15 protein-coding genes and 1 other annotated feature (1 of these 16 cut by a window edge) are annotated in these 23,180 nt (G+C 53.9%); of the genes, 10 read left to right on the forward strand and 5 right to left on the reverse strand.

The annotated features are described in order from the left end of the window. Positions 1–66, reverse strand: a sequence feature (Thr leader region); it reaches 53 nt to the left of the window's first position. A gap of 295 nt (positions 67–361) precedes the next feature. Further along, positions 362–826 carry a hypothetical protein gene (locus tag KNV97_RS15610; protein WP_136483379.1) on the forward strand — a complete coding sequence of 155 codons (465 nt, stop codon included), beginning with the start codon at positions 362–364 and terminating at the stop codon, positions 824–826. Between the two features lie 26 nt (positions 827–852). Here KNV97_RS15610 and KNV97_RS15615 read toward each other — a convergent pair whose 3' ends face one another. Next, positions 853–1,344 carry a putative 4-hydroxy-4-methyl-2-oxoglutarate aldolase gene (locus tag KNV97_RS15615; RefSeq protein ID WP_218563441.1) on the reverse strand — a complete coding sequence of 164 codons (492 nt, stop codon included), beginning with the start codon at positions 1,342–1,344 and terminating at the stop codon, positions 853–855. A 28-nt stretch (positions 1,345–1,372) separates the two neighbouring features. After that, entirely contained in the window at positions 1,373–1,762 is a 390-nt protein-coding gene (locus tag KNV97_RS15620) for a DUF3293 domain-containing protein (RefSeq protein ID WP_136483377.1), read from the reverse strand. Between the two features lie 319 nt (positions 1,763–2,081). Here KNV97_RS15620 and arcA point away from each other — a divergent pair, with 319 nt between their 5' ends. Further along, a complete protein-coding gene (gene arcA / locus KNV97_RS15625) occupies positions 2,082–2,798 on the forward strand; it encodes a two-component system response regulator ArcA (protein ID WP_136483376.1) in 717 nt (238 codons plus the stop codon). A gap of 137 nt (positions 2,799–2,935) precedes the next feature. Here arcA and KNV97_RS15630 read toward each other — a convergent pair whose 3' ends face one another. From KNV97_RS15630 to KNV97_RS15640, 3 genes are all read right to left on the reverse strand, one after another. Further along, a complete protein-coding gene (locus tag KNV97_RS15630; protein WP_218562290.1) occupies positions 2,936–3,382 on the reverse strand; it encodes a hypothetical protein in 447 nt (148 codons plus the stop codon). Position 3,383: 1 nt separating this feature from the next. Next, complete coding sequence (gene arcB / locus KNV97_RS15635) at positions 3,384–5,729, reverse strand: aerobic respiration two-component sensor histidine kinase ArcB (RefSeq protein WP_218562291.1); 2,346 nt, start codon at positions 5,727–5,729, stop codon at positions 3,384–3,386. Between the two features lie 213 nt (positions 5,730–5,942). Beyond that, complete coding sequence (locus KNV97_RS15640; protein ID WP_218562292.1) at positions 5,943–6,926, reverse strand: TIGR01212 family radical SAM protein; 984 nt, start codon at positions 6,924–6,926, stop codon at positions 5,943–5,945. A 538-nt stretch (positions 6,927–7,464) separates the two neighbouring features. Here KNV97_RS15640 and gltB (KNV97_RS15645) point away from each other — a divergent pair. The 8 genes from gltB (KNV97_RS15645) (at position 7,465) to btuF (ending at position 23,072) form a co-directional block, all read left to right on the forward strand. Beyond that, positions 7,465–12,003, forward strand: a complete 4,539-nt coding sequence (gltB, locus tag KNV97_RS15645; protein WP_218562293.1) for a glutamate synthase large subunit — start codon at positions 7,465–7,467, stop codon at positions 12,001–12,003. Beyond that, positions 12,003–13,472, forward strand: a complete 1,470-nt coding sequence (locus tag KNV97_RS15650) for a glutamate synthase subunit beta (protein ID WP_136483371.1) — start codon at positions 12,003–12,005, stop codon at positions 13,470–13,472. Before gltB (KNV97_RS15645) ends, KNV97_RS15650 begins: the two co-directional genes overlap by 1 nt. A gap of 416 nt (positions 13,473–13,888) precedes the next feature. After that, the gene (gene gltB, locus KNV97_RS15655) at positions 13,889–18,352 is read left to right on the forward strand and encodes a glutamate synthase large subunit (protein ID WP_136483370.1); all 4,464 of its coding nucleotides are present in this window, start codon (positions 13,889–13,891) and stop codon (positions 18,350–18,352) included. Between the two features lie 18 nt (positions 18,353–18,370). After that, complete coding sequence (locus tag KNV97_RS15660; RefSeq protein ID WP_218562294.1) at positions 18,371–19,783, forward strand: FAD-dependent oxidoreductase; 1,413 nt, start codon at positions 18,371–18,373, stop codon at positions 19,781–19,783. Between the two features lie 219 nt (positions 19,784–20,002). After that, a complete protein-coding gene (locus KNV97_RS15665; protein ID WP_168796947.1) occupies positions 20,003–20,437 on the forward strand; it encodes a DUF1499 domain-containing protein in 435 nt (144 codons plus the stop codon). A gap of 117 nt (positions 20,438–20,554) precedes the next feature. Next, on the forward strand, positions 20,555–21,250 hold the full coding sequence (mtnN, locus tag KNV97_RS15670; protein ID WP_136483368.1) for a 5'-methylthioadenosine/S-adenosylhomocysteine nucleosidase: 696 nt from the start codon (positions 20,555–20,557) through the stop codon (positions 21,248–21,250). Positions 21,251–21,260: 10 nt separating this feature from the next. Beyond that, positions 21,261–22,214: a cobalamin biosynthesis family protein gene (locus KNV97_RS15675; RefSeq protein ID WP_136483367.1), complete on the forward strand. Its 954-nt coding sequence runs from the start codon at positions 21,261–21,263 to the stop codon at positions 22,212–22,214. Then, positions 22,215–23,072 carry a vitamin B12 ABC transporter substrate-binding protein BtuF gene (gene btuF, locus KNV97_RS15680; RefSeq protein WP_218562295.1) on the forward strand — a complete coding sequence of 286 codons (858 nt, stop codon included), beginning with the start codon at positions 22,215–22,217 and terminating at the stop codon, positions 23,070–23,072. Positions 23,073–23,180 lie beyond the last annotated feature (108 nt).

The raw sequence follows: 23,180 nt of genomic DNA on the forward strand, positions 1-23,180 counted from the left end.
CTCAGCAGCCTGCCCCAACATGCGTAATGTCGGTAATAATAATGGTGGTGGTCATTACTACTAGGCTGTTTGTAAACATATGAATTCTTGCGTAAGTCGTGTGTTTGCGTTCCCTTACGTTTAACCTATTTTTGCTTAAAGAGTCAACGAAAAATTTGATTTTTTGGCCTCTTTTTCAAAATTATCGCCTAAAGCTTCAAATCATCATGATTCATATAACTGCTTTATGGCCGAAGCGGGTATACGCTAGGTTGATGATTCAGAATCAGATTATTTCTTCGGCAGCCCCGCCGATTTTGTGCTTTACTTAAACGCAGTGCAGTGGACAGCAGACAACGATAAAAATGATAAGGAGGGGTGAATGAAAGTCATTCTCGGCATATCTTGCCTCGCCTTCGCCTTGTCGGCGCAAGCCATCACCCTTCCCTCGCTGCCATCGCAGCAGGTCACCTCACCACACAACATGTTTTTCACCACCGAACAGGACAATCAGGGCTTTGACAGTTGGGTGATTGATGGTGGCTACATGTACAACATTTTTCGCGATGTCGACCTGTATGTTGGTGCGCGGGTCAATTCATCGATTAACGGCGGAGAAAATGGTTTTCTCAGCGGCGTGCGCTATCAACTGACCGAGCGGGTATCGTTGAAAAGTACCGTGTACTCCCTCAACCGCAGTGATGATGACAGTAAAAATGGCAATGACTCCCTCTCAGCCGAACTCTCCAGCAGCCTGCGTCTGTCAGACAATCTCGACCTGCGTGCCACACTGGATTATCAGCAGTGGCAGCAAGGCATTGAGGTCGGTATCGGCTTTCGTTTCTGACGTCAATCGGACTCAGTCAGTCTGACTCAAAGAGAGCTTAAATCCAGTTCGTGCTGGGAGAGCAGCACGCCATTCCAATCGGCATAAATGTAATCGCCCGGATGAATCATCTGATTGTGGATATTGAGGCTGACGTTGATATCTCCGGCACCGCGTTTCTCGGTTTTGAACGGACAGGCGGCCAGCGCTTTAATGCCTAAATCGATTTGCGACATGGTCACCACATCACGCACTGCGCCATTGATGATCACCCCTTCCCACTCATTTTCAATCGCACTGATGGCAATCTGATCGCCCATCAGCGCTTTGCGGCACGAACCGTGGCCGTCGACCACCAGCACCTTACCCTTACCATTACGGCTCAGCACTTCTTTGACTTTAGAATTATCATGGTAGCAACGTACGGTGACAATCTCGCCCCAGAACGCACTGCGCATGCCAAAGTTTTGCAGTGGCAACTCAAGCAGCGTTACCTTGGATTGGTATTTATCACAAATATCCGGTGTTATATCTCTCATCATTCCTCCATGATTCTTGCTGGGCTTATTATGGTAATTTATCGCGCAGCGGGCCCAGGCAATACGCCTGATGAGGCACACAAGCGTGCAGCCACAACTCGCCGTCGCTGATATAGTAAATCGCATTCTGGCCAAACTCAGTGGCCAGCTGCAGCGCTGCAGCTAAAGGCATGGCTACGGCAAAACTGTCTTCAAACCAGTCAAACCTTGGGTCGCCGACCCGGACTCTACTCCAATCATAGTTGGCTATGGTTTGCTGTAAACGTTGATTATTTACGCAATTCTCACTGTCTGACAACCGAATACTTTTCGGGTTCCATGCGGTGATTACCGCAAAAGAGGCAAATAACGTCTCGTTTTCAAAGCAAAAACAGACATTTTGGTAAGCCTGCCATAATCTTGGGTCGATAGTGCTCATTCTCGTCTTTTTACAACTCGTTATTACTATTCATATCTGTTACATTTCAACCCTTGATATAAATCAACAAAGTTGTTGGAATTAACATCAGGCCGTTGTTAGCAAGCTGTTAACATTATAGAATTCGTTTTAAAGACTAGTAGAACCAGTGGGATATTGGATCTCAATGGCTAGTGTTATCCATGGAAGGCGGGCAACCAAAGTCAGCATAATCACGAAAATCTTTGGTTTATTATCAACATAAAATTACTTGTATGTTATGTTTTTGCCTAGAATAAGTTCTATTAGCACATTTTTTTCACAAGTTTAGGTACCGCCAATGCAAACCCCGCAGATTCTTATCGTTGAAGACGAGCAGGTGACTCGTAACACTCTGAAGAGTATTTTTGAAGCAGAGGGCTACGCTGTTTTTGAGGCCAGTAACGGTGAAGAGATGCACCATGTGCTGACCGATAACGCCATTAATTTGGTGATTATGGATATCAACCTGCCAGGTAAAAATGGCCTGCTGCTGGCTCGCGAACTGCGTGAGCAAGCGGACGTAGCCCTGATGTTCCTGACAGGTCGCGACAATGAAGTTGACAAAATTCTTGGCCTGGAAATCGGTGCAGATGACTACATCACTAAACCGTTTAACCCACGAGAGCTGACCATTCGTGCCCGTAATCTGCTAAGCCGTTCGATGAACGCCAGCAGCAGCCACGAAGAAAAACGCTCGGTTGAGAAATACGAATTCAACGGTTGGGTTCTCGACATCAACAGCCGTTCACTGATCAATCCTAACGGCGACAGCTACAAGCTGCCACGTTCAGAGTTCCGTGCCCTGCTGCACTTTTGTGAAAACCCGGGCAAGATCCAGACTCGTGCGGATCTGCTGAAGAAAATGACCGGTCGTGAGCTGAAACCACATGACCGTACTGTAGACGTTACCATCCGCCGCATTCGTAAACACTTTGAATCGGTAACCGGTACGCCGGAAATCATCGCCACTATCCATGGTGAAGGTTACCGCTTCTGCGGCGACCTGGAAGAGTAATCCAGGCTCTGCCAGCAGGTGTCAGCGCCGCTGCCATAACGACCTTATGCAGCACCGGATCTCGCCTCACCTGCTCACAAAGATGAAAAAGCCTCTGCATTAGCAGAGGCTTTTTGTTAGCCGCAGATCGGTCAGTATCAGTACACTTTATCAATGCTCACTTTGTGCTGCACCAGCCAGATCTCGCCCTGACTGTCGCTCAGACCCAGCGCGACACTGACGCTGCGGTCGATATTCACTTCACTGCCGCTCTGGAACACCACTTCCCAGCGGTTATCACTCTCAGTGCGCAGCTCGACCATGTCACCATCAATGATCCACATCGAGTCGCCCTGTTTAATCACGATCTCACTGACCGTCAGATCGGCCGGCAGTTGATCGGACGTTTCCAGGCGCAAAGTTCCGTTCAGGTTCTGGCTTTGCGCACCGGCGCCGGCTTTAGGCATCTGATCGGTCCAGAGATTACTCTCGAGCTGAATCGCCGTTTGTTCAATCATAGCCAGGTTGCCCTGCTGCCAGTTCACATTCGGGGTCGAACAGGCGACTAAACCTAAGGTCGCCAACAATAAAAGCCATTTCTTCATGTTATCTCCTTTGCGCTAACCACTGTTTTAATACCTCAATGTCGTTCAGGTACTCGTTTTTAATTTCATCGACCCAGTCTTCAATATTCTCCCACCAGGCCGGCGCATCCGGCGACTGCGCTTTCTGCGCCACACTCTGAATGTGTTTCAGACCAATTGACCCTGCCGCCCCTTTGATCTTGTGCGCTTCCGAAACGATACCATCCTGATCTTTCGCTACCATATTGGAGTCGAGGATCTCGATGTAGTCCGGCATCATCTGCTCAAACATCTCAATGCTGTCGAGCACCGGCTGCGGGCCCACAATCTCAACATAGGACTCCAGCATACTCAGATCGAGCAGGCGGTTATACAGCTCATCATGACCATCCTGCGGCGCTTCTGCCGGCATATTAGTCTCCTGGGGGACTTCGGTATGCTGATAAACCAGTTTATTGATCACTTCCTGCACCGCCTTCACCGACAATGGCTTACTAATCGCTTCATCCATACCTTTGCGCTGATACTCAGCTTTGTCTTTCAGCACGTTGGCGGTCAGGGCCACCAGCGGCGGCAGCTGAGGGTACGTCGCGCGATAATACTGGGCGACGTCAAAGCCAGTCATGTCCGGCAGCTGGATATCAAGGAAGGCGAGATCAAAGGCTGCAGGATCGAATTTCTGTTTGGCCTCTTCACCGGTCATGGCCACTGACACGGTATGACCTAGGCTTTCCAGCAGCGAACGTGCTACGGTAATGTTGAGCTCAATGTCTTCGACCATAAAGATATTCAGGCTCTTATGCTCAAGCGGGCCCTGCTGCGGCTCGCTCTCTTGGGCCAGCGGTACACAGATGCTGACGGTAAAGGTGCTGCCAAAGCCCTCTTCGCTGCTGACCGTGATATCACCGCCCATCAGGTTAATCAGCTGACGTGAGACTGCCAGGCCGATACCGGTGCCGACGGCATGCAGGTTGTCTTTGCCGGACTTAACCTGATAATACATGGCAAAAATCTTATCCAGTTCTGCTTCCGGAATGCCGATGCCGGTATCTTCAATGTCCATCACGATGTAAGCCTGACCATCTTCAATATCGGCGCTGACGGTCATCACTACCCCGCCCTCTTTGGTAAATTTCATCGCATTGCTGATCAGGTTCCACAGCACCTGACGCAGACGGGTCGCATCCACTTCAACCAGCGCCGGCAGATCGGTGAGACGTTCCAGATCGAAACGCAGCCCTTTCTGCTCCGCCATCAGAGCCGACAGGCTTTCCAGCTCAACCACGAACTCCTCAAAGCTGAGCGGTGCCGGGAACAGCTCCAGTTTACGCCGGTCGAACTTATCCATATCGATGATATCGTTAAAGATATTGCCCAGAGTCACCGCGCTGACGTTAATGGTCTGCATATGCTTACGCTGGTCCGGATCGAGCGGTGTATCGAGCAGCATGCGGCTCAGGCCGACAATACCGTTCAGCGGGGTGCGCAGCTCATGACTGATGGTGGAAATAAAGGTGGTTTTGTCACGGCTGGCTTTTTCCAGCGACTCTTCATGGCGTTTGCGTTCGGTGATGTCGCGTCCGAAACCAACCAGCCCGAGGTGGCGGCCCTCTTTGCTGTAAAACGGCACTTTACGCAGCTCGAAGTAATTTTTGCGGCCGTCCGGATATTCCAGCCACTGCTCATAGGTGAGCGAGCGGTTATTCTGGAACACTTCCTGGTCGGTTTCGACAATCGACTGAGCGATCTCTTTGCGGTACACATCCCACGGCGTCAGACCGACCAGATCGCTTTCGCGTTTGCCGGTCAGCTCTTCCATCGCCCGGTTACAGCCCGAGAATTCGCCTTTGGCGTTACGGTAGTAAATCAAATCCGGTGACGCATCGATAAACGAGCGCAGCAGCGCAGTACGCTCAGCCAGTTCCATCTGAGTTTTCTCACGCTGAAATACCTCATTTTCCAGGTCAGCCATCGCCATCTCGCGCGCTTCTTCCGCTTTGATGCGCTCTTCGATCTCCTGATTGAGCTTGACGATGTTCATCTGCAGCTTCTGATTGAGCTCCTGGTCACGGGAGCGCATGTCTTTCAGCTTCGACACCAGTTTAGATAAGCGCTGGCGCGACTCTTCCAGTTGATCGACCACCACGGAAAGGAAATAGACCGCCCACGGTGTGATCAGCAGGCCGAAAAACACCGAGCGTACAATATCGATATCGTCGACATAGCCATTCAGAGCCAGGGTGATCCCGACCTGAACCACCACCGCCAGCGCAACCAGGGCCAGCGCCAGCAAAATAGAAAAACGTAAAATGCCCAGTTTCACCAACAGGTCAACGTAATACTGAGCGAGATTCTTCATCGGTTTCATTCAATGCTCCGCAGCAAAAATTCGACGGCTTGAGGCCGCACGGGGCCATTGCCCGCAGCGACTAGTCTAACGTGTTTCAAGGTCAGGCGTCAGCCATTGGCTTCACAACCCGTTGAAAAATCGGAGCAATGAGCAGCGATTTCAGCCATAAGGAGACAATCGCTGCCGGAGCCCGGCCGCTCGCAACGCCGGGACAGGAAGACGAGTGCTATATCAGGGTAAGACGAGCGCTGCGGCAGATGAAAATAGTGCTACAGCAGATGAAAACGAGTGCTGCGGCAGATGAAACGGCCGGCCGAGCAGCGACCCCTGCGCGCCATCCCGGTCCAGAGTACGGCCGATGGCCGTCATCGCCAGCCAGCGGTTTTCACACCACAGCGGCGCCAGCAGGGTCGGCTGCCGCGCTGCCGAGGTGACGCGATGAAACACCACCTCAGGCGGAGTGCGGCGAATCATCTCACAGACCGTAGCGACATAATCATCCAGCTGCGGCGCCTGCAGACGACCGGCACGCCAGGCTTTCGCCATGGTGCTGCCCTCAACAATGTGCAGGCCGTGCAACTTAATGCCGTCGGTCCCGACCGCCAGCACCTTATCCAGCGTGGTGAGGTTATCGGCCCGGCTCTCGCCCGGCAGGCCGACGATCAGATGGGTGCAGACTTTAATCCCCAGCGCGCGGGCACGGCCGGTCATCTCTGCATAACAGGCAAAATCATGGCCGCGGTTAATGCGTTTCAATGTTTGCTCCCGGGCGGTTTGCAGGCCAAGTTCGAGCCAGATTTCATAGCCCTGCGCTACATAACCGGCCAGCAATTCCAGCACCGCATCCGGCACGCAATCGGGCCGGGTACCGACACACAGGCCGACAATATCCGCCGTCTGCAGCGCCTGTTCGTACATGCTTTTCAGGGTCTGTACTTCGGCATAAGTGCTGGTATAGGCCTGAAAATAGGCCAGATACTTTTTCGCGCGCCGCACTTCACCGGCCCGGTCGTGTAACTGCTCAGCGATGCTTTTGACCTGGCTCTGTTCATCGGCAAACGAGGCCACGTTACAAAAAGTACAGCCGCCGCGGCCGATGGTGCCGTCACGGTTCGGACAGCTGAATCCGCCGTGCAAAGTCAGCTTATGCACTTTTTCGCCGTAGCGGCGCTGCAGATCCTGGCCGATGGTATTGACTAACTGGTGCAGTTGCATGCTAACCCTTACTTTTCCGTCGTTCATAAATGAAAATAAATCTCACTTCGATTTATGTAATTAAATTACAAATTTTGGCTGAAATATTAAGAACATGAGGGCAAATTTTCTCTGGCATAAATCAATAAACATTCACTAAAAACCGCCTTTATTCACTATTGTTGCATTCGTGTTATACAGGTTATGCATTTGAAAACAAAAAAAACGCCCCAAAAAGGACACTTTTCGTTGCATTTTCGTGCAACAAAATTGTAGGATACTTACAGTTTTGCGTGTTTTTTTGATTAGTTTACAACACAAAACTTCGCAAATTATCGGTGATATTCCGCGCCTACCTATATAAACCACTAGGAAAGTGGTTCGATAAAAGGGATATCACTAAGGATTGTTTTTCTCACAAAACTTTTCCTGTGAGAGACGGAAAGGAAGCGAACCGGCCACACTGGCTGGTTTAGATTCATAACAATTAAAGGACAGGATACACAGCTGGGGCTTGCCTTGGCTTAATTGTGTCCGCTTGAACTGGAAGGATGTATCTATGGTAGATCAAGAGCAAAGTTCACAAGGTCTCTACACTCCGGAATTGGAGCATGACGCTTGTGGTATCGGTTTTGTTGCTCATCTGAAGAACCGTAAATCTCACCAAGTCGTGACTCAGGCATTGGATATGCTGGCACGTATGGAACACCGTGGCGGCCAGGGTTGTGACCCGTGCAGCGGTGATGGTGCAGGTATCTTGCTGCAGAAACCGCACGAGTTTCTGCTGGAAGAAGCGGTTAAACTGGGCATCAAGCTACCGGCGTTCGATAAATACGGTGTCGGTGTGGTACTGTTCCCGAAAGACGCAGACAAACGCGCTCAATGCCGCGAAATCCTCGAGCGCAATGCCAAGCGCCTGGATCTGGATGTGATCGGTTACCGTGTTCTGCCAACCGACAACTCAATGCTGGGCGCTGATCCGCTCAGCACGGAACCGCAATTTGAGCACGTGTTTATTTCCGGCGGTCCGGGCATGAACGCGGACGAGCTGGAGCGTAAACTGTACGTTCTGCGTAACTACACCGTACGCGTATGTCTGGAAAGCGTGTCGAACATCGGCGACGACTTCTACATCAACTCACTGTCTTACAAGACGCTGGTGTACAAAGGTCAGCTGACCACCGAGCAGGTACCGCAGTACTTCCTCGACCTGCAAAATCCGACCATGGTGACCGCGCTGGCGCTGGTTCACTCACGCTTCTCTACCAATACATTCCCTAAATGGCGCCTGGCGCAGCCTTTCCGTTACATTGCCCACAACGGTGAAATCAATACCGTACGCGGTAACCTGAACTGGATGAAGGCACGCGAGGCTATCCTGCAGTCAGACCGGTTCACCCAGGCTGAAATCGACATGCTGCTGCCAATCTGTCAGGAAGGCGGTTCAGACTCAGCCAGCTTCGATATGGTGCTGGAACTGCTGGTACTGTCAGGCCGCAGCCTGCCACACGCCCTGATGATGATGATTCCGGAAGCGTGGCAGGAAAACAAAAACATGGATCCGAAGCGTCGCGCTTTCTACCAGTTCCACGCCAACGTGATGGAACCGTGGGACGGCCCGGCTTCGGTGTGCTTTACCGATGGCGTACAGGTTGGTGCAACGCTGGACCGTAACGGTCTGCGTCCGTCCCGTTATACCGTGACCAAAGACGATTTCCTGATCATGGCATCCGAGTCCGGCGTCGTTGAAATCGCTCCGGAAAACGTGGAACACCGTGGTCGTCTGCAACCTGGCCGTATCTTCGTCGCTGACCTGGAACAGGGTCGCATCATCTCTGATGAAGAAGTTAAAGATGGCATCGCCAATGCGCAGCCATACCAGAAATGGGTGGAAGACAACCTGCTGAGCCTGAAAAAACTGCCAGCTTCAGACAACGTCCACAGCCAGCCTTCACCGGAGCGTCTGCTGCACCGTCAGCAATCGTTCGGTGTCAGCAGCGAAGAAGTCAACGACATCATCCTGACTCTGGCGAAAACCGCCTACGAACCGCTTGGTTCGATGGGTGCGGACTGGCCGGTTGCCGTGCTGTCACATCAGTCACAGCATCTGTCTAACTACTTCAAGCAGCTGTTTGCCCAGGTCACCAACCCGCCGATCGACCCGATCCGCGAGCGCATGGTGATGTCGCTCAATACCTACATTGGTCGCGACCAGAACCTGCTGGCAGAAAGCCCGGCGCACTGCCGTAAAGTTGAGCTGGAATCTCCGGTCATCTCTAACGCCGAGCTGGAAAAACTGCGTGCTATCGACAACGAGCACCTGCAGGCGAAAACCCTCGACATCGTATTCCAGGCCAGCGAAGACGCCGGTAAGCTGGAACGCGCGCTGAAACGTATCTGTCAGTACGCCGAAGATGCGGTGGTTGACGGTTACTCTATTATCGTTCTGACTGACCGCGCGGTGAACTCAAACCACGCGGCGATTCCGGCCATGCTGGCAGTCGGTGCCGTGCACCACCACCTGATCCGTAAAGGTCTGCGTGCTAAATGTGGCATCGTGGTTGAAACCGGCGATGCGCGTGAAACCCACCACTTTGCAACTCTGGTCGGTTACGGCGCCAACGCGGTCAACCCGTACCTGGTCACCGAGACCATCGTTGATCTGCAGCGCGTCAAGAAACTCGACGCAGACGTTTCTGTCGAGCAGTACTTCGACAACTACCGTAAAGGTATCAATGGCGGCCTGCTGAAGATTTTCTCGAAAATGGGCATCTCGACCCTGCAGTCGTACAGCGGCGCGCAAGTGTTTGAAGCGCTGGGGATCAGCAAAGCCGTGGTGGATAAATTCTTCACCGGCACCGTGACCCGTATCCAGGGCATGACGCTGGATGATATCGCCAAAGAAGTGCTGGTTCGTCACCGTGTCGGTTACCCGACCCGTGAAATCCCGCTGCAAATTCTGGATGTGGGCGGTGTTTACCAGTGGAAACAGCGTGGTGAAAAACACCTGTTCAACCCGGAAACCATCCACCTGCTGCAAAAATCGACCCGTAACAAAGATTTTGCTCAGTTCAAGCAGTACGCCGCTGAAGTCGACCGTCAGGGCGACAAAGCCGTCACGCTGCGCAGCCAACTGGACTTCGTTAAGAATCCGGCCGGTTCCATTCCGATTGAAGAAGTGGAATCGATTGAAAGCATCGTGAAACGTTTTGCGACCGGTGCGATGTCGTTCGGTTCTATCTCGTACGAAGCGCACTCGACCCTGGCTGTGGCGATGAACCGTCTGGGCGCGAAATCGAACTCTGGTGAAGGTGGTGAAGACCCAATCCGCTTTACGCCAAAAGAGAACGGCGACTGGGAACGCTCAGCGATCAAACAGGTCGCGTCAGGCCGTTTCGGCGTCACCTCTTACTACCTGACCAACTCTGAAGAGATTCAGATCAAGATGGCGCAGGGCGCAAAACCGGGTGAAGGTGGCCAGCTACCGGGCGACAAAGTCGATGACTGGATCGGTGCAACGCGTCACTCCACTCCGGGCGTCGGTCTGATCTCGCCACCGCCGCACCACGATATCTACTCTATCGAGGACTTGGCGCAGCTGATCTACGATCTGAAAAACGCCAACCGTAAAGGCCGTGTCAACGTTAAGCTGGTGTCCGGCGCAGGCGTCGGTACGATTGCCTCTGGTGTGGCGAAAGCGAAAGCTGATGTCGTGCTGATTGCCGGCCACGATGGTGGTACCGGTGCATCGCCAATTTCATCCATCCGTCACACCGGTCTGCCGTGGGAACTGGGTCTGGCTGAAGCGCACCAGACACTGCTGAAAAACGGTCTGCGTAATCGTATCGTGGTTCAGGCTGACGGCCAGATGAAAACCCCGCGTGACATCGCGATCGCTACTCTGCTGGGTGCAGAGGAATGGGGTGTGGCGACGGCGGCCCTGGTGGTTGAAGGCTGTATCATGATGCGTAAGTGTCATAAAAACACCTGTCCGGTTGGTATCGCAACCCAGAACAAGACCCTGCGTGAGCGCTTTGACGGCCGCGTAGAAGACGTGGTGACCTTCTTCCAGTACATGGCGCAAGGTCTGCGTGAAATCATGGCTGAGCTGGGCTTTCGCACCATTAACGAGATGGTTGGTCAGGCCCAGAAACTGAAAGTGCGCGAAGAAGTCGGTCACTGGAAGTACAAAAACCTGGATCTGTCGACCCTGCTGTTTATCGAGCCACCACGTGCCGGCGACGGTATCCACTGTCAGACTCAGCAGAACCACCAGCTGGAAAGCGTGCTGGATCGCCAGTTGATCGAAATTGCCCAACCGGCGCTGCACAGCGGCCAGGCAGTTGAAGCTGAATTGCCGATCATCAACACCGACCGCAGTACCGGTACCATGCTGTCGAATGAAATTTCGAAAGTGTACAAAGATGCCGGTCTGCCGCAGCCAATGAACGTCAAGTTCAACGGTAGTGCAGGTCAGTCATTCGGTGCCTTCCTGACCAAAGGCGTTAAATTCGAAGTCGAAGGCGATGCCAACGACTACTGGGGTAAAGGCCTGTCCGGCGGTACGCTGGTGCTGTATCCGGATCGCAACTCCAGCCTGGTGGCTCAGGATAACATCGTGGTCGGTAACGTCTGTTTCTACGGCGCGACCTCAGGTGAGTCTTACATCCGCGGTCTGGCAGGTGAGCGTTTCTGTGTACGTAACTCAGGCGCCAAGGTGGTGGTGGAAGGCGTGGGCGACCACGGCTGTGAATACATGACCGGTGGTGTGGCTGTGATTCTGGGCGCAACCGGACGTAACTTCGCCGCCGGTATGAGTGGCGGTACCGCCTACGTGTGGAACAAATCAGGCGACTTCGAAACCAAGCTCAATGCTGAGCTGGTGGACTTGGATCCGATCGAAGCCGAAGACAAAGCACTCCTGAAAGAGATGCTGACCAAACATGTAGAGTTCACAGGAAGTGACGTTGCACAAGCGTTCCTGGACAACTTCGAAGATAACCTGGCCGATATGGTTAAGGTCATGCCGCGTGATTACAAAGCGGTACTGAAGCAGCGTCAGGAAGCAGCAGCAACAGCAGAAGCGGAGGCAGTGTAATGGGTAAGCCTACTGGATTTTTAGAATTTGGTCGTGAACTACCACAGAAGATCGACCCGGCAGAGCGTATCAAGAACAACAAAGAGTTTGTTCTCAACGACGAGTTTGGCAGCAAGATCAACGAGCAGTCATCCCGTTGTATGGATTGTGGCGTACCGTTTTGTCATAACGGCTGCCCGATTGGTAACATCATTCCTGAGTTTAACGATGCGGTGTATCGTGACAGCTGGGAAGAAGCGTGGAACATTCTGAGCTCGACCAACAACTTCCCGGAGTTTACCGGTCGTGTGTGTCCTGCTCCGTGTGAAAGTGCCTGTGTCCTGGGCATTAACCAGGACCCGATCACCATCTGTAACATCGAAAAGACCATCGTGGAGCGTGCCTACCAAGAAGGTTACGCCAAACCGAAAACCCCACGCAGCCGCACCGGCAAAAAAGTGGCGATCATCGGTTCAGGCCCGGCAGGCCTGTCCGCAGCCGAGCAGCTCAACAGTGCCGGCCACGAAGTGACGGTGTTTGAACGGGATGAGAAAGTCGGTGGTCTGCTGCGCTTTGGTATCCCGGATTTCAAACTGAGCATGGATGTCATCGATCGTAAGATTAATCTGATGGCGGAAGCCGGCGTCAAGTTCGAAGTCAACCAGCACATCGGTGTCGATGTGAACGCTCAGCAACTGCGTCAGGAATTTGATGCCGTGCTGCTGACCGGTGGCTCAACCGTACCGCGTGATCTGCCGATCCCGGGCCGTGAACTGAATGGCGTATACTTTGCGATGCAGTTCCTGGGTCAGAACAACCGCCGTGCCAACAACATGGACCTGAAGACGGAAGAAATTCACGCCAAAGGCAAGCATGTGGTGGTCATTGGTGGTGGTGATACCGGCTCTGACTGTGTCGGTACGTCCAACCGACACGGCGCAGCCAGCATCACTCAGGTGGAAATCATGCCGATGCCACCGGAAAAGCGCCCGGCAAACATGCCTTGGCCGCAATACCCGATGATTCTGCGCACCTCAACCTCCCATGAAGAAGGCTGTGAGCGTCACTGGAATATTCTGACCAAAGAATTTATCGGCAACGATAAAGGCGAAGTGACCGGTCTGCGCATTGCCGACATCGTGTGGAAAGACGCCGCACCTGGCGAACGTCCGGGCTTTGAAGAAGTCGCGGGCAGCGAGCGTGTGATTGCGTGTGATATGGCGTTCCTGGCCATGGGCTTCCTGCATCCGGAACCACACGGCGTGCTGGCTCAACTGGACATTAAACTGGATGAGCGCGGCAACGTGGCGACCCAGGATTTCGCCACCAACCAAAAAGGCGTATTCGCAGCAGGCGATATGCGTACCGGCCAGTCTCTGGTGGTACGTTGTATCAACGAAGGCCGTGAATCTGCCCGTGCGGTTGACGCTTACCTGATGGGTAATACCCATTTAGAGGCAAAAGCGGACTCACTGATGCTTTCAGCATAAAAGTCCAGAAATTAAGGCTCGACAGAAGCAATTCTCTGCGAGCCTTAATTTAGACACCATAAGATCCTTCCTATTGTTCCTATTTGGCTAGCAGTCTCTGCTAGCCTTTTTTATGTGATTCTCATCCGCTGAGAGTTATTTGTTAAAAACCTGTAACACCACCATTCCTATCTATTTGAATTTATTGACAATTAACAGAGTAATAGCTGGTAAATAGCTGACAGACATGATTATTCACCAAAAACTTGACCTTTTTCACAATAAGCTATAGGTTGTGAATTCAGTGATAAATAGACTGTCTCGAATTGTTAAGTTTTTAGTCACTTAATTTTCATAATTATTTAAATTATAACAATACGAACGAATAGTTAGTCATTTACTGTCTGGATGACAGAGAAGCAAAAGGGAGAATTGCAATGGCTCTATATGATCCAAGTCTTGAGAAAGACAACTGTGGATTCGGCTTGATCGCGCACATGGAAGGTCAGGCTAGTCATAAATTGGTTCGCACCGCGATTTCTGCTCTCGATCGCATGACTCACCGTGGCGGTATTGCTGCCGATGGAAAAACCGGTGATGGCTGTGGTCTCCTGCTACAAAAACCCGATTCTTACCTGCGCCTGATGGCTGAAGAACAGCACTGGAAGCTGGGTAAGCAATACGCGGTTGGTATGATCTTCCTGAGCAGAGATCCTGTAAAAGCGCAGACTGCGCGCGACATCATTAATAAAGAGCTGGCGCAAGAAACACTCACGGTATCCGGATGGCGTACCGTACCAACCAATCCGAAGGTACTGGGTCCGATCGCCGCGGAATCCCTGCCTGATATTCAACAAGTCTTCATTTCTGCCCCGGCTGGCTGGCGCGAGCGTGATATTGAACGCCGCCTGTATATCGCCCGTCGTCGCATCGAAAAACAGATCAGCGAAGACAAAGATTTCTACATCTGTTCACTTTCAACTCAGGTCATTGTTTACAAAGGCTTGTGTATGCCGGCGGACCTGCCACGTTTCTATCTTGATCTGGCAGACCTGCGCATGGAATCCGCGATCTGTCTGTTCCACCAGCGTTTCTCAACCAATACTCAGCCTCGCTGGCCGCTGGCTCAGCCGTTCCGCTATCTGGCGCACAACGGTGAGATCAACACCATCGAAGGTAACCGTCAGTGGGCCCGTGCCCGCGCGTACAAGTTCTCTTCGCCGCTGCTGCCGGATCTGAAGAGTGCCGCCCCGTTTGTTAACGAAACCGGTTCTGACTCGTCCAGCCTGGATAACATGCTGGATCTGTTTTTGGCCGGTGGTATGGATATCTTCCGTGCCATGCGCATGCTTGTGCCGCCAGCGTGGCAGAATCACCCGGATATGGACGACGATCTGCGCGCGTTCTACGATTTTAACTCCAAACACATGGAGCCGTGGGATGGCCCGGCCGGTATCGTTCTGTCTGACGGCCGCTACGCAGCGTGTAACCTAGATCGTAATGGTCTGCGTCCGGCGCGCTACGTGATCACCAAAGACAAGCTGATCACCCTCGCCTCTGAAGTCGGTATCTGGGATTACGCTCCGGATGAAGTGGCCGAGAAAGGCCGCGTCGGTCCGGGCGAGCTGCTGGTGATTGACACCCGTAAAGGCAAACTGTGGCAATCGGCCGAGATCGATAACGATCTGAAGAGCCGTCACCCGTACCGCGAGTGGATGAAAAATAACGTCTACCCGCTGAAAAGCTTTGCTGAACTGCCGGATGATCAGGTCGGTGAGCGCAACTTCGATGAAGATCAGCTCAACACCTACCAGAAACAGTTTGCGGTGACCCGTGAAGAAGTGGATCAGGTGCTGCGCGTCATGGCCGATATGGGCCAGGAAGCGGTCGGCTCTATGGGTGATGACACTCCGATGGCGGTGCTGTCTTCCAAAGAGCGCCTGCTGACCGACTATTTCCGTCAGAAATTTGCTCAGGTCACCAACCCGCCGATCGATCCGCTGCGCGAAAAACACGTGATGTCGCTGGCGACCAGTATCGGTCAGGAAATGAACGTCTTTAACGAGACCGATGGCCACGCCCATCGTGTGACTTTCGACTCGCCGGTCCTGCTTTACTCAGACATGCAGCAGCTGCTGACGCTGAGCGATCAGCATTACCGCAATACGATTCTCGACATCAACTTTGATCCGCAGCAGCAAGATCTGAAACAGGCCCTGCTGGAACTGTGTGATAAAGCCGAGCAGGTGGTGCGCGAAGGCACCGTGCTGATCGTTCTGTCGGACCGCGCCCTGACTGAAGGCAAACTGCCGATCCCGGCCGCGATGGCCGTCGGCGCGGTGCAAACCCGCCTGGTGGAAGCCAACCTGCGTTGTGACGCCAACATTATTGTTGAAACCGCGACCGCCCGTGACCCGCACCAGTTCGCCGTACTGATCGGCTTTGGCGCGACAGCAGTCTACCCGTACCTGGCGTACGAAGTGGTCGGCAAACTGGTTGATGACGGCGTGCTGGAGAAGAGCTACCGCGACGCGATGCAGAACTACCAGTACGGTATCAACAAAGGTCTGTACAAGATCATGTCCAAAATGGGCATCTCGACCGTGGCCTCTTACCGTTGTTCACAACTGTTTGAAGCGGTCGGCCTGCACACCGACATCGTCGATCTGTGCTTTAAAGGTGTGGCGACCCGTATTCAGGGCGCGAACTTTGAAGACTTCCAGCAGGATCTGTTCAACCTGTCACGCAAAGCGTGGACCAAACGTAAAACTGTTGAACACGGTGGTCTGCTGAAATACGTCCATGGCGGTGAATACCACGCCTACAACCCGGATGTGGTCGGCACACTGCAAAAAGCGGTCAAATCCGGCGCAAGCAGCGATTATGCTGAGTTTGCCAAACAAGTGAACCAGCGTCCGCCAGCCATGCTGCGCGACCTGATGACACTGAAAAAATCCGATAAGCCACTGCCGCTGGAGCAGATTGAACCGGCTACCGAGCTGTTTAAACGTTTCGACTCAGCCGCAATGTCTATCGGCGCCCTGAGTCCGGAAGCGCACGAAGCGCTGGCCATGGCGATGAACCGCATCGGTGGTCACTCCAACTCAGGTGAAGGTGGTGAAGATCCACGTCGTTTCGGTACCGAGCGTAACTCGCGCATCAAACAGGTCGCTTCCGGCCGCTTTGGTGTCACACCGCATTACCTGACTAATGCTGACGTGCTGCAAATTAAAGTCGCACAAGGCGCGAAACCAGGTGAAGGCGGCCAGCTGCCGGGCCACAAAGTGACGGCGGAAATCGCCAAGCTGCGTTACTCGGTGCAGGGCGTCACCCTGATTTCACCGCCGCCGCACCACGATATTTACTCGATTGAAGACTTAGCCCAGCTGATCTTCGACCTCAAACAGGTTAACCCGCAGGCGCTGGTTTCGGTCAAACTGGTTTCCGAACCGGGGGTCGGCACCATCGCGACCGGTGTGGCGAAAGCCTACGCGGACCTCATCACCATTTCCGGTTATGACGGCGGTACCGCCGCCAGCCCGCTGACGTCGGTTAAGTATGCCGGCAGCCCTTGGGAACTGGGTCTGGCGGAAACGCAGCAGGCACTGGTCGCCAACGGTCTGCGCCACAAGATCCGCCTGCAGGTGGACGGTGGCCTGAAAACCGGTCTGGACGTGATTAAAGGTGCGATTCTCGGTGCGGAAAGCTTCGGTTTTGGTACCGGTCCAATGGTGGCGATGGGTTGTAAATTCCTGCGTATCTGTCACCTCAACAACTGTGCAACCGGTGTGGCGACTCAGGACGAAACCCTGCGCCGCGACTACTTCAAAGGTCTGCCGGAAATGGTCATCAACTACTTCACCGGTATTGCCGAAGAAGTGCGTGGCTACCTGGCGGAGCTGGGCGTTGAGAAACTGACCGATCTGATTGGCCGTACTGACCTGCTGGAAACCGTGCAGGGCATGACCGCCAAACAGAGCAAGCTGGACTTGTCCGGTATTCTGGAAGCGCCGCTATCACCGGATAACTTGCCACTGTACTGCACCCAGCCAAACACACCGTTTGACAAAGCGGTACTGAACCAGAAGATTGTCGACGATGCGCTGCAGGCGGTTGAGAACCAGCAGTCGACTGAACTGTACTATGATGTGATTAACACTGACCGCTCCGTCGGCGCCCGCCTGTCGGGTGAAATTGCCAAACGTTACGGCAACGCCGGTATGGCGGCTAACCCGATCAAAGTGGTACTGCAAGGTACCGCGGGTCAGTCCTTCGGGGTATGGAACGCAGGCGGCGTAGAGCTGTACCTGACCGGTGATGCCAACGACTACGTCGGCAAAGGCATGGCCGGCGGTAAGATTGTGATCAAACCGCATCTGGGTACCGCGTTTACCTGTAACGAAGCGACCATTGTCGGTAACACCTGTCTGTACGGCGCAACCGGCGGTAAGCTGTTTGCGGCCGGTAAAGCGGGCGAACGTTTCGGCGTACGTAACTCAGGCACCATCGCGGTTATCGAAGGCGCGGGCGACAACGCCTGTGAATACATGACCGGCGGTATCGTCGCGATTCTGGGCGCAACCGGGGTCAACTTCGGTGCGGGTATGACCGGTGGTTTTGCTTATGTGCTGGATGAAAACGGCGATTTCGCAGGCCGCGTCAATGACGAGTCGGTCGAAGCGCTGTCGCTCAATGAGCTGTACATCCATCAGGAGCATCTGCGTGGTCTGATCGCCGAGCACCTGGAAGAGACCGGTTCAGTGCATGCTGAAAACATTCTTGCGAACTTTGATGAATGGATTCCGAAGTTCTACTTAATTAAACCTCAGTCTGCGGATCTACAGACCCTGCTCGGTCACCAAAGCCGCAGCTCTGCAGAACTGCGCGTTCAAGCACAATAATTGGAAGGAGCCGAAGTAATGAGCCAGAACGTATACCAATTTATTGATGTTAACCGGGTTGATCCGGCCAAGAAGCCGATCAATGTGCGTAAAATTGAATTCGTAGAAATTTACGAACCTTTCACCCAGCAGCAAGCGGGCGCTCAGGCGGACCGCTGCCTGGATTGCGGTAACCCGTATTGTGAATGGAAATGTCCGGTGCACAACTACATCCCGCAATGGCTGAAACTGGCCAACGAGGGCCGGATTCTGGAAGCGGCCGATCTGGCGCACCAGACCAACAGCCTGCCGGAAGTGTGCGGACGCGTCTGTCCGCAGGACCGTCTGTGTGAAGGTTCCTGTACCCTGAACGATGATTTTGGCGCAGTCACCATCGGTAATATTGAAAAATACATTACCGATACCGCGTTCGAAATGGGCTGGAAACCGGACATGTCGAAAGTGGTGTGGACCGACAAGAAAGTCGCGATCATCGGTGCCGGCCCTGCTGGCCTCGCTGCGGCTGACGTGCTGGTGCGTAACGGGGTCAAACCTGTCGTGTTTGACCGTTACCCGGAGATCGGTGGCCTGCTGACGTTCGGTATCCCGTCCTTCAAGCTGGAGAAAGGCGTGATGGAAAACCGTCGCCGCGTCTTCACTGAGATGGGGGTTGAGTTCCGCCTTAACGTCGAAGTAGGTAAAGATGTCCAGTTGCAGGATCTGATCAACGAATACGATGCCGTGTTCCTTGGCGTAGGTACCTACAAGTACATGCGTGCCGGTCTGGAGAACGAAGATGCGCAAGGCGTGTACGATGCGCTGCCGTTCCTGATTTCCAACACTTATAAAGTGATGGATCTGCCAAGCAACGAACCTTTCCTCGATATGGCCGGTAAAAAGGTCGTCGTGCTGGGTGGTGGTGATACCGCAATGGACTGTGTACGGACCTCAATTCGTCACAACGCGGCTAACGTTATCTGTGCGTATCGTCGTGACGAAGAGAACATGCCGGGCTCACGCCGCGAAGTGAAGAACGCCAAAGAGGAAGGGGTTGAGTTTATGTTCAACCTGCAGCCACTGGGGATTGAAGTCAACGCCGCGGGTCACGTCAGCGGTGTCAAAGTGGTCAAAACTGCACTGGGTGAACCGGATGCTGCCGGCCGTCGTCGTCCGGAGCCGGTCGAAGGCAGCGAACACGTGCTGGCGGCCGATGCCGTTATCATGGCGTTTGGTTTCCAACCGCACCAGATGAGCTGGCTGGAACCATTCGGGGTCGAGCTGGATCAATGGGGCCGCATTAAAGCGCCTTCTGAGCAATCATTCCGCTTCCAAACCAGCAATGAGAAAATCTTTGCCGGTGGTGACGCAGTACGCGGCTCAGATCTGGTGGTGACCGCTATCGATGAAGGTCGTAAAGCGGCCGAAGGCATCATGGACTTCCTCGAGGTCTGATTAGCCATAGTGCCTGTCGCCATACGTCAGGCGCTACACGCTTCACTGTTTGACAAAAGGATTCATCAATGATGAATCCTTTTTGTTTTATACTAGGGACTGTCGGCTGCAGCGCTCAGGGCGTTGGGTTTAGTCAAGCTAAGCGAGGGAAACCTAAGCTAAGCGTGATGACCTTGCGGCCGTTTATCTTCACTCATATCAAGTTACAGGACCGCGCCGATGCGAAGAGAGGGAATCCTGCTGGTTGCCGTGCTATTGCTCAGCGCGTGCAGTCAGGGAGTCGCACCAATGACAGACAGAACCCAAACCCCTTGCGGTGATAAGCCCAACTGTGTTTCCACCCAGGAAAGCCGCGACAAGTTTGCCCTGGCGCCCTTTATCCTGCGTCCGGGCGTCACGCTCGATCAGATTGAACGGGTCGCCCTGACCCTGCAGGGGGCGAAAACCGCCGACAAACAGGATAACTACCTGCGCATCGAGTGCACCACGCGCTTCCTGCGTTTCGTCGATGATCTGGAGCTCCGGCTGCGTGACGATCACCTGATCGTGCGCTCTGAATCGCGGGTCGGTTACAGTGACTTTGGCGTCAACCGCCGCCGCGCCGAAAATCTGCGCGAGAAACTGGCCGCCGCCGGTATGCTGCGCCAGCCTTAGAGCTTCTCTATACACGAATAAACCCGGCCTCACACGAATAAACCCGGCCTCGCGCAAGCAGCGCAGAACGTGGTAGACTCTGCGCAGTTTTTTCATAATTGATATAAGAGATTCTGCATGAAAATTGGCATCATCGGCGCAATGCAACAGGAAGTCGCGATTTTAAAAGACGCCCTGGAAAACGTTCAGCAAACCAGCAAAGGCGGCGCGACCTATTACACCGGTCAGCTGCACGGCGTAGACGTTGTGGTACTGCAATCGGGCATCGGTAAAGTGGCCGCTGCGGTCGGTACCGCGATCCTGCTTGACCAGCACCAGCCGGATGTCGTGATCAATACCGGTTCAGCCGGTGGTTTTGACTCCTCCCTCAACGTCGGCGATGTGGTGATTTCAACTGAAGTTCGCCATCACGATGCTGATGTGACCGCATTCGGCTACGAAATCGGTCAGATGGCTGGCCAGCCAGCCGCGTTTAAAGCCGATGACAAGCTGATGGCGGTGGCAGAGCAAGCGCTGGCCACCATGCAGGACAAACATGCGGTTCGCGGCCTGATCTGTACCGGCGATGCGTTCGTGTGCAGTGCGGAACGTCAGGCAGAAATCCGTCGCCACTTCCCGTCGGTAATCGCGGTTGAGATGGAAGCCTCGGCCATTGCCCAGACCTGTCACCAGTTCCAGGTACCATTTGTGGTCGTGCGTGCTATCTCTGACGTGGCCGACAAAGAATCTCCGATGTCTTTTGACGAGTTCCTGCCACTGGCAGCGCAAAGCTCGTCAGAGATGGTGATCAAAATGGTGGAACTGCTGAAGTAAAGCCACGCTCATGGACGAGATATTTCATACTTTGTATGCCAACGGTGCGCTCCTGGTCATGTGGGGCGCGCTGTTATTTCATCTGATCCTGCCTATCCCACGCGGTGCTCATCCGGTCACGCTGTGGCACAAGTTCGCCGATCTGCTGGCCAGTAAAGTCAACACCCAAACCAATTACGCTCAGAGTCAGTTATCCGGTACCTTAGCCTGGATGCTGATGATCCTGCCGGCGCTGGCGGTTCTGATTGCCCTTAAACCACTGGTCTGGCAGCCACAGCTGTTTGAAATGGCCCTGTTGCTGCTGGCGCTGGACTGGCGCAGCCAGGAGCAGCTCGCCAATCAGCTCAGTCAGGCTCTGGCACGCGAAGATAAAAAGCTGGCGCGCAGCCTGCTGATGCCTTACGTCAACCGCGATACCTCCACCCTGTCACCTCTGGGGCTGGGTAAGGCCGGCACCGAAACCATAGTGATGGGTTTTGGCCGCAATGTGGTGTGCGTACTGTTCTGGTACGGATTACTCGGTGGCGTTGGCGCCCTGCTCTATCGCCTGATGGTCGAACTGTCTCGCGCCTGGTCACCGTCCCGCGCCCGTTTTCAGCCATTCGGACGACCAGTGGTGCACGCGGTCGCAATACTGGAATTTATTCCGCTGCGCCTGTTCAGTTTGTTTGTGGTGTGCGGCAGCAAAGCCACAGAAGTGTTGTCGACCACGCTAGCACAAAGCCGCGCCTGGCCGCTGCCCGGGCCGGGCTGGTTGCTGTGTGCCGTCGGCAACAAACTGCAGCTGTCGCTGGGCGGACCAGCCATTTACGGCGAGCAGAAAGCGGTGCGGGTTAAAATTGGCGGTCGAATAGCCCCGTCAGCCATTCATCTGGCGCAGGTACATAAACTGCTGGCTTGGCGCATCTTCGCCTGGATTGTGGCAGAAAGTGCCGTGCTGGTATTGATTCATCAAGGAGTTTAAATGCGCCTCTGGACGCTCAGCCTTATCTGTTTCAGCGCCTGGTGTCAGGCCGCCCCGTCTCAATCTCAGGTCGCCTCGTCTCAATCTCAGGCCTCATCGGTGCAGCGGATTATCAGCCTGGCACCGCACGCGACCGAAATCGCCTTTGCCGCCGGCCTCGGCGATAAGCTGGTGGCGGTCAGTGAACACAGCGACTACCCGCCAGCCGCGCGGAAAATAGAGAAAGTGGCCAACTATCAGGGCATCAAGATCGAACGTATTCTGGCTCTGCACCCGGATCTGGTGCTGGCCTGGCCGTCGGGTAATCCGGCACGCGAACTGGATAAACTCAAACAGCTCGGCCTCAATATTTACTATTCAGAAACCGGCGATCTGGACAGTATTGCCAACAATATCGACAAGCTGAGCCAGTATGCCGATGATCCGTCGGTCGGTGCCAGGGCCGCAGCCGATTTCCGTCAGCAGCTCAGCGAACTGCGTGCCCGCTATGCCGATGCAAGACCAGTGCGCTACTTTTATCAGCTCAGTCAGAAACCAATCATTACTCTGGCGCAAAACGGCTGGCCGACGGAAGTGTTCCGCTTTTGCGGCGGTGAAAATGTGTTTCAGGACAGCCCGTCTCCCTACCCGCAGATAGGTATCGAGCAGGTGCTGGTCGCCCAGCCGGAAGTGATTTTCACCTCCCAGCATGCAATGGCCAACGGCACCATGTGGTGGCGCTGGTCAGAACAACTGCCGGCGGTAGCAGAGCGCCATGTCTGGTCACTCAATTCGGACTGGATCAACCGCCCGACCCCGCGTACGCTCAATGCGATCAAACAGGTGTGTGATTATTTTGATCAGGTGCGAAATCAGTAACAGGATCAGCAAAAATCCCTTACAATCTGCGCCCCATAAATACATCACTCGCAGGATGTTATCCGCCGATAAACCGGCTGTGACCAGATTAGGTTATGCTTAAGGCAG

Origin of the sequence: Vibrio ostreae (genome assembly GCF_019226825.1) — a bacterium.
In the GTDB taxonomy this organism is placed as follows: domain Bacteria; phylum Pseudomonadota; class Gammaproteobacteria; order Enterobacterales; family Vibrionaceae; genus Vibrio; species Vibrio ostreae.

Coding starts and splice junctions, on each gene's coding strand:
- KNV97_RS15610 (WP_136483379.1), top strand. CDS start 362: ATGAAAGTCATTCTCGGCATATCTTGCCTCGCCTTCGCCTTGTCGGCG.
- KNV97_RS15615 (WP_218563441.1), bottom strand. CDS start 1,344: ATGAGAGATATAACACCGGATATTTGTGATAAATACCAATCCAAGGTA.
- KNV97_RS15620 (WP_136483377.1), bottom strand. CDS start 1,762: ATGAGCACTATCGACCCAAGATTATGGCAGGCTTACCAAAATGTCTGT.
- arcA (WP_136483376.1), top strand. CDS start 2,082: ATGCAAACCCCGCAGATTCTTATCGTTGAAGACGAGCAGGTGACTCGT.
- KNV97_RS15630 (WP_218562290.1), bottom strand. CDS start 3,382: ATGAAGAAATGGCTTTTATTGTTGGCGACCTTAGGTTTAGTCGCCTGT.
- arcB (WP_218562291.1), bottom strand. CDS start 5,729: ATGAAACCGATGAAGAATCTCGCTCAGTATTACGTTGACCTGTTGGTG.
- KNV97_RS15640 (WP_218562292.1), bottom strand. CDS start 6,926: ATGCAACTGCACCAGTTAGTCAATACCATCGGCCAGGATCTGCAGCGC.
- gltB (WP_218562293.1), top strand. CDS start 7,465: ATGGTAGATCAAGAGCAAAGTTCACAAGGTCTCTACACTCCGGAATTG.
- KNV97_RS15650 (WP_136483371.1), top strand. CDS start 12,003: ATGGGTAAGCCTACTGGATTTTTAGAATTTGGTCGTGAACTACCACAG.
- gltB (WP_136483370.1), top strand. CDS start 13,889: ATGGCTCTATATGATCCAAGTCTTGAGAAAGACAACTGTGGATTCGGC.
- KNV97_RS15660 (WP_218562294.1), top strand. CDS start 18,371: ATGAGCCAGAACGTATACCAATTTATTGATGTTAACCGGGTTGATCCG.
- KNV97_RS15665 (WP_168796947.1), top strand. CDS start 20,003: ATGCGAAGAGAGGGAATCCTGCTGGTTGCCGTGCTATTGCTCAGCGCG.
- mtnN (WP_136483368.1), top strand. CDS start 20,555: ATGAAAATTGGCATCATCGGCGCAATGCAACAGGAAGTCGCGATTTTA.
- KNV97_RS15675 (WP_136483367.1), top strand. CDS start 21,261: ATGGACGAGATATTTCATACTTTGTATGCCAACGGTGCGCTCCTGGTC.
- btuF (WP_218562295.1), top strand. CDS start 22,215: ATGCGCCTCTGGACGCTCAGCCTTATCTGTTTCAGCGCCTGGTGTCAG.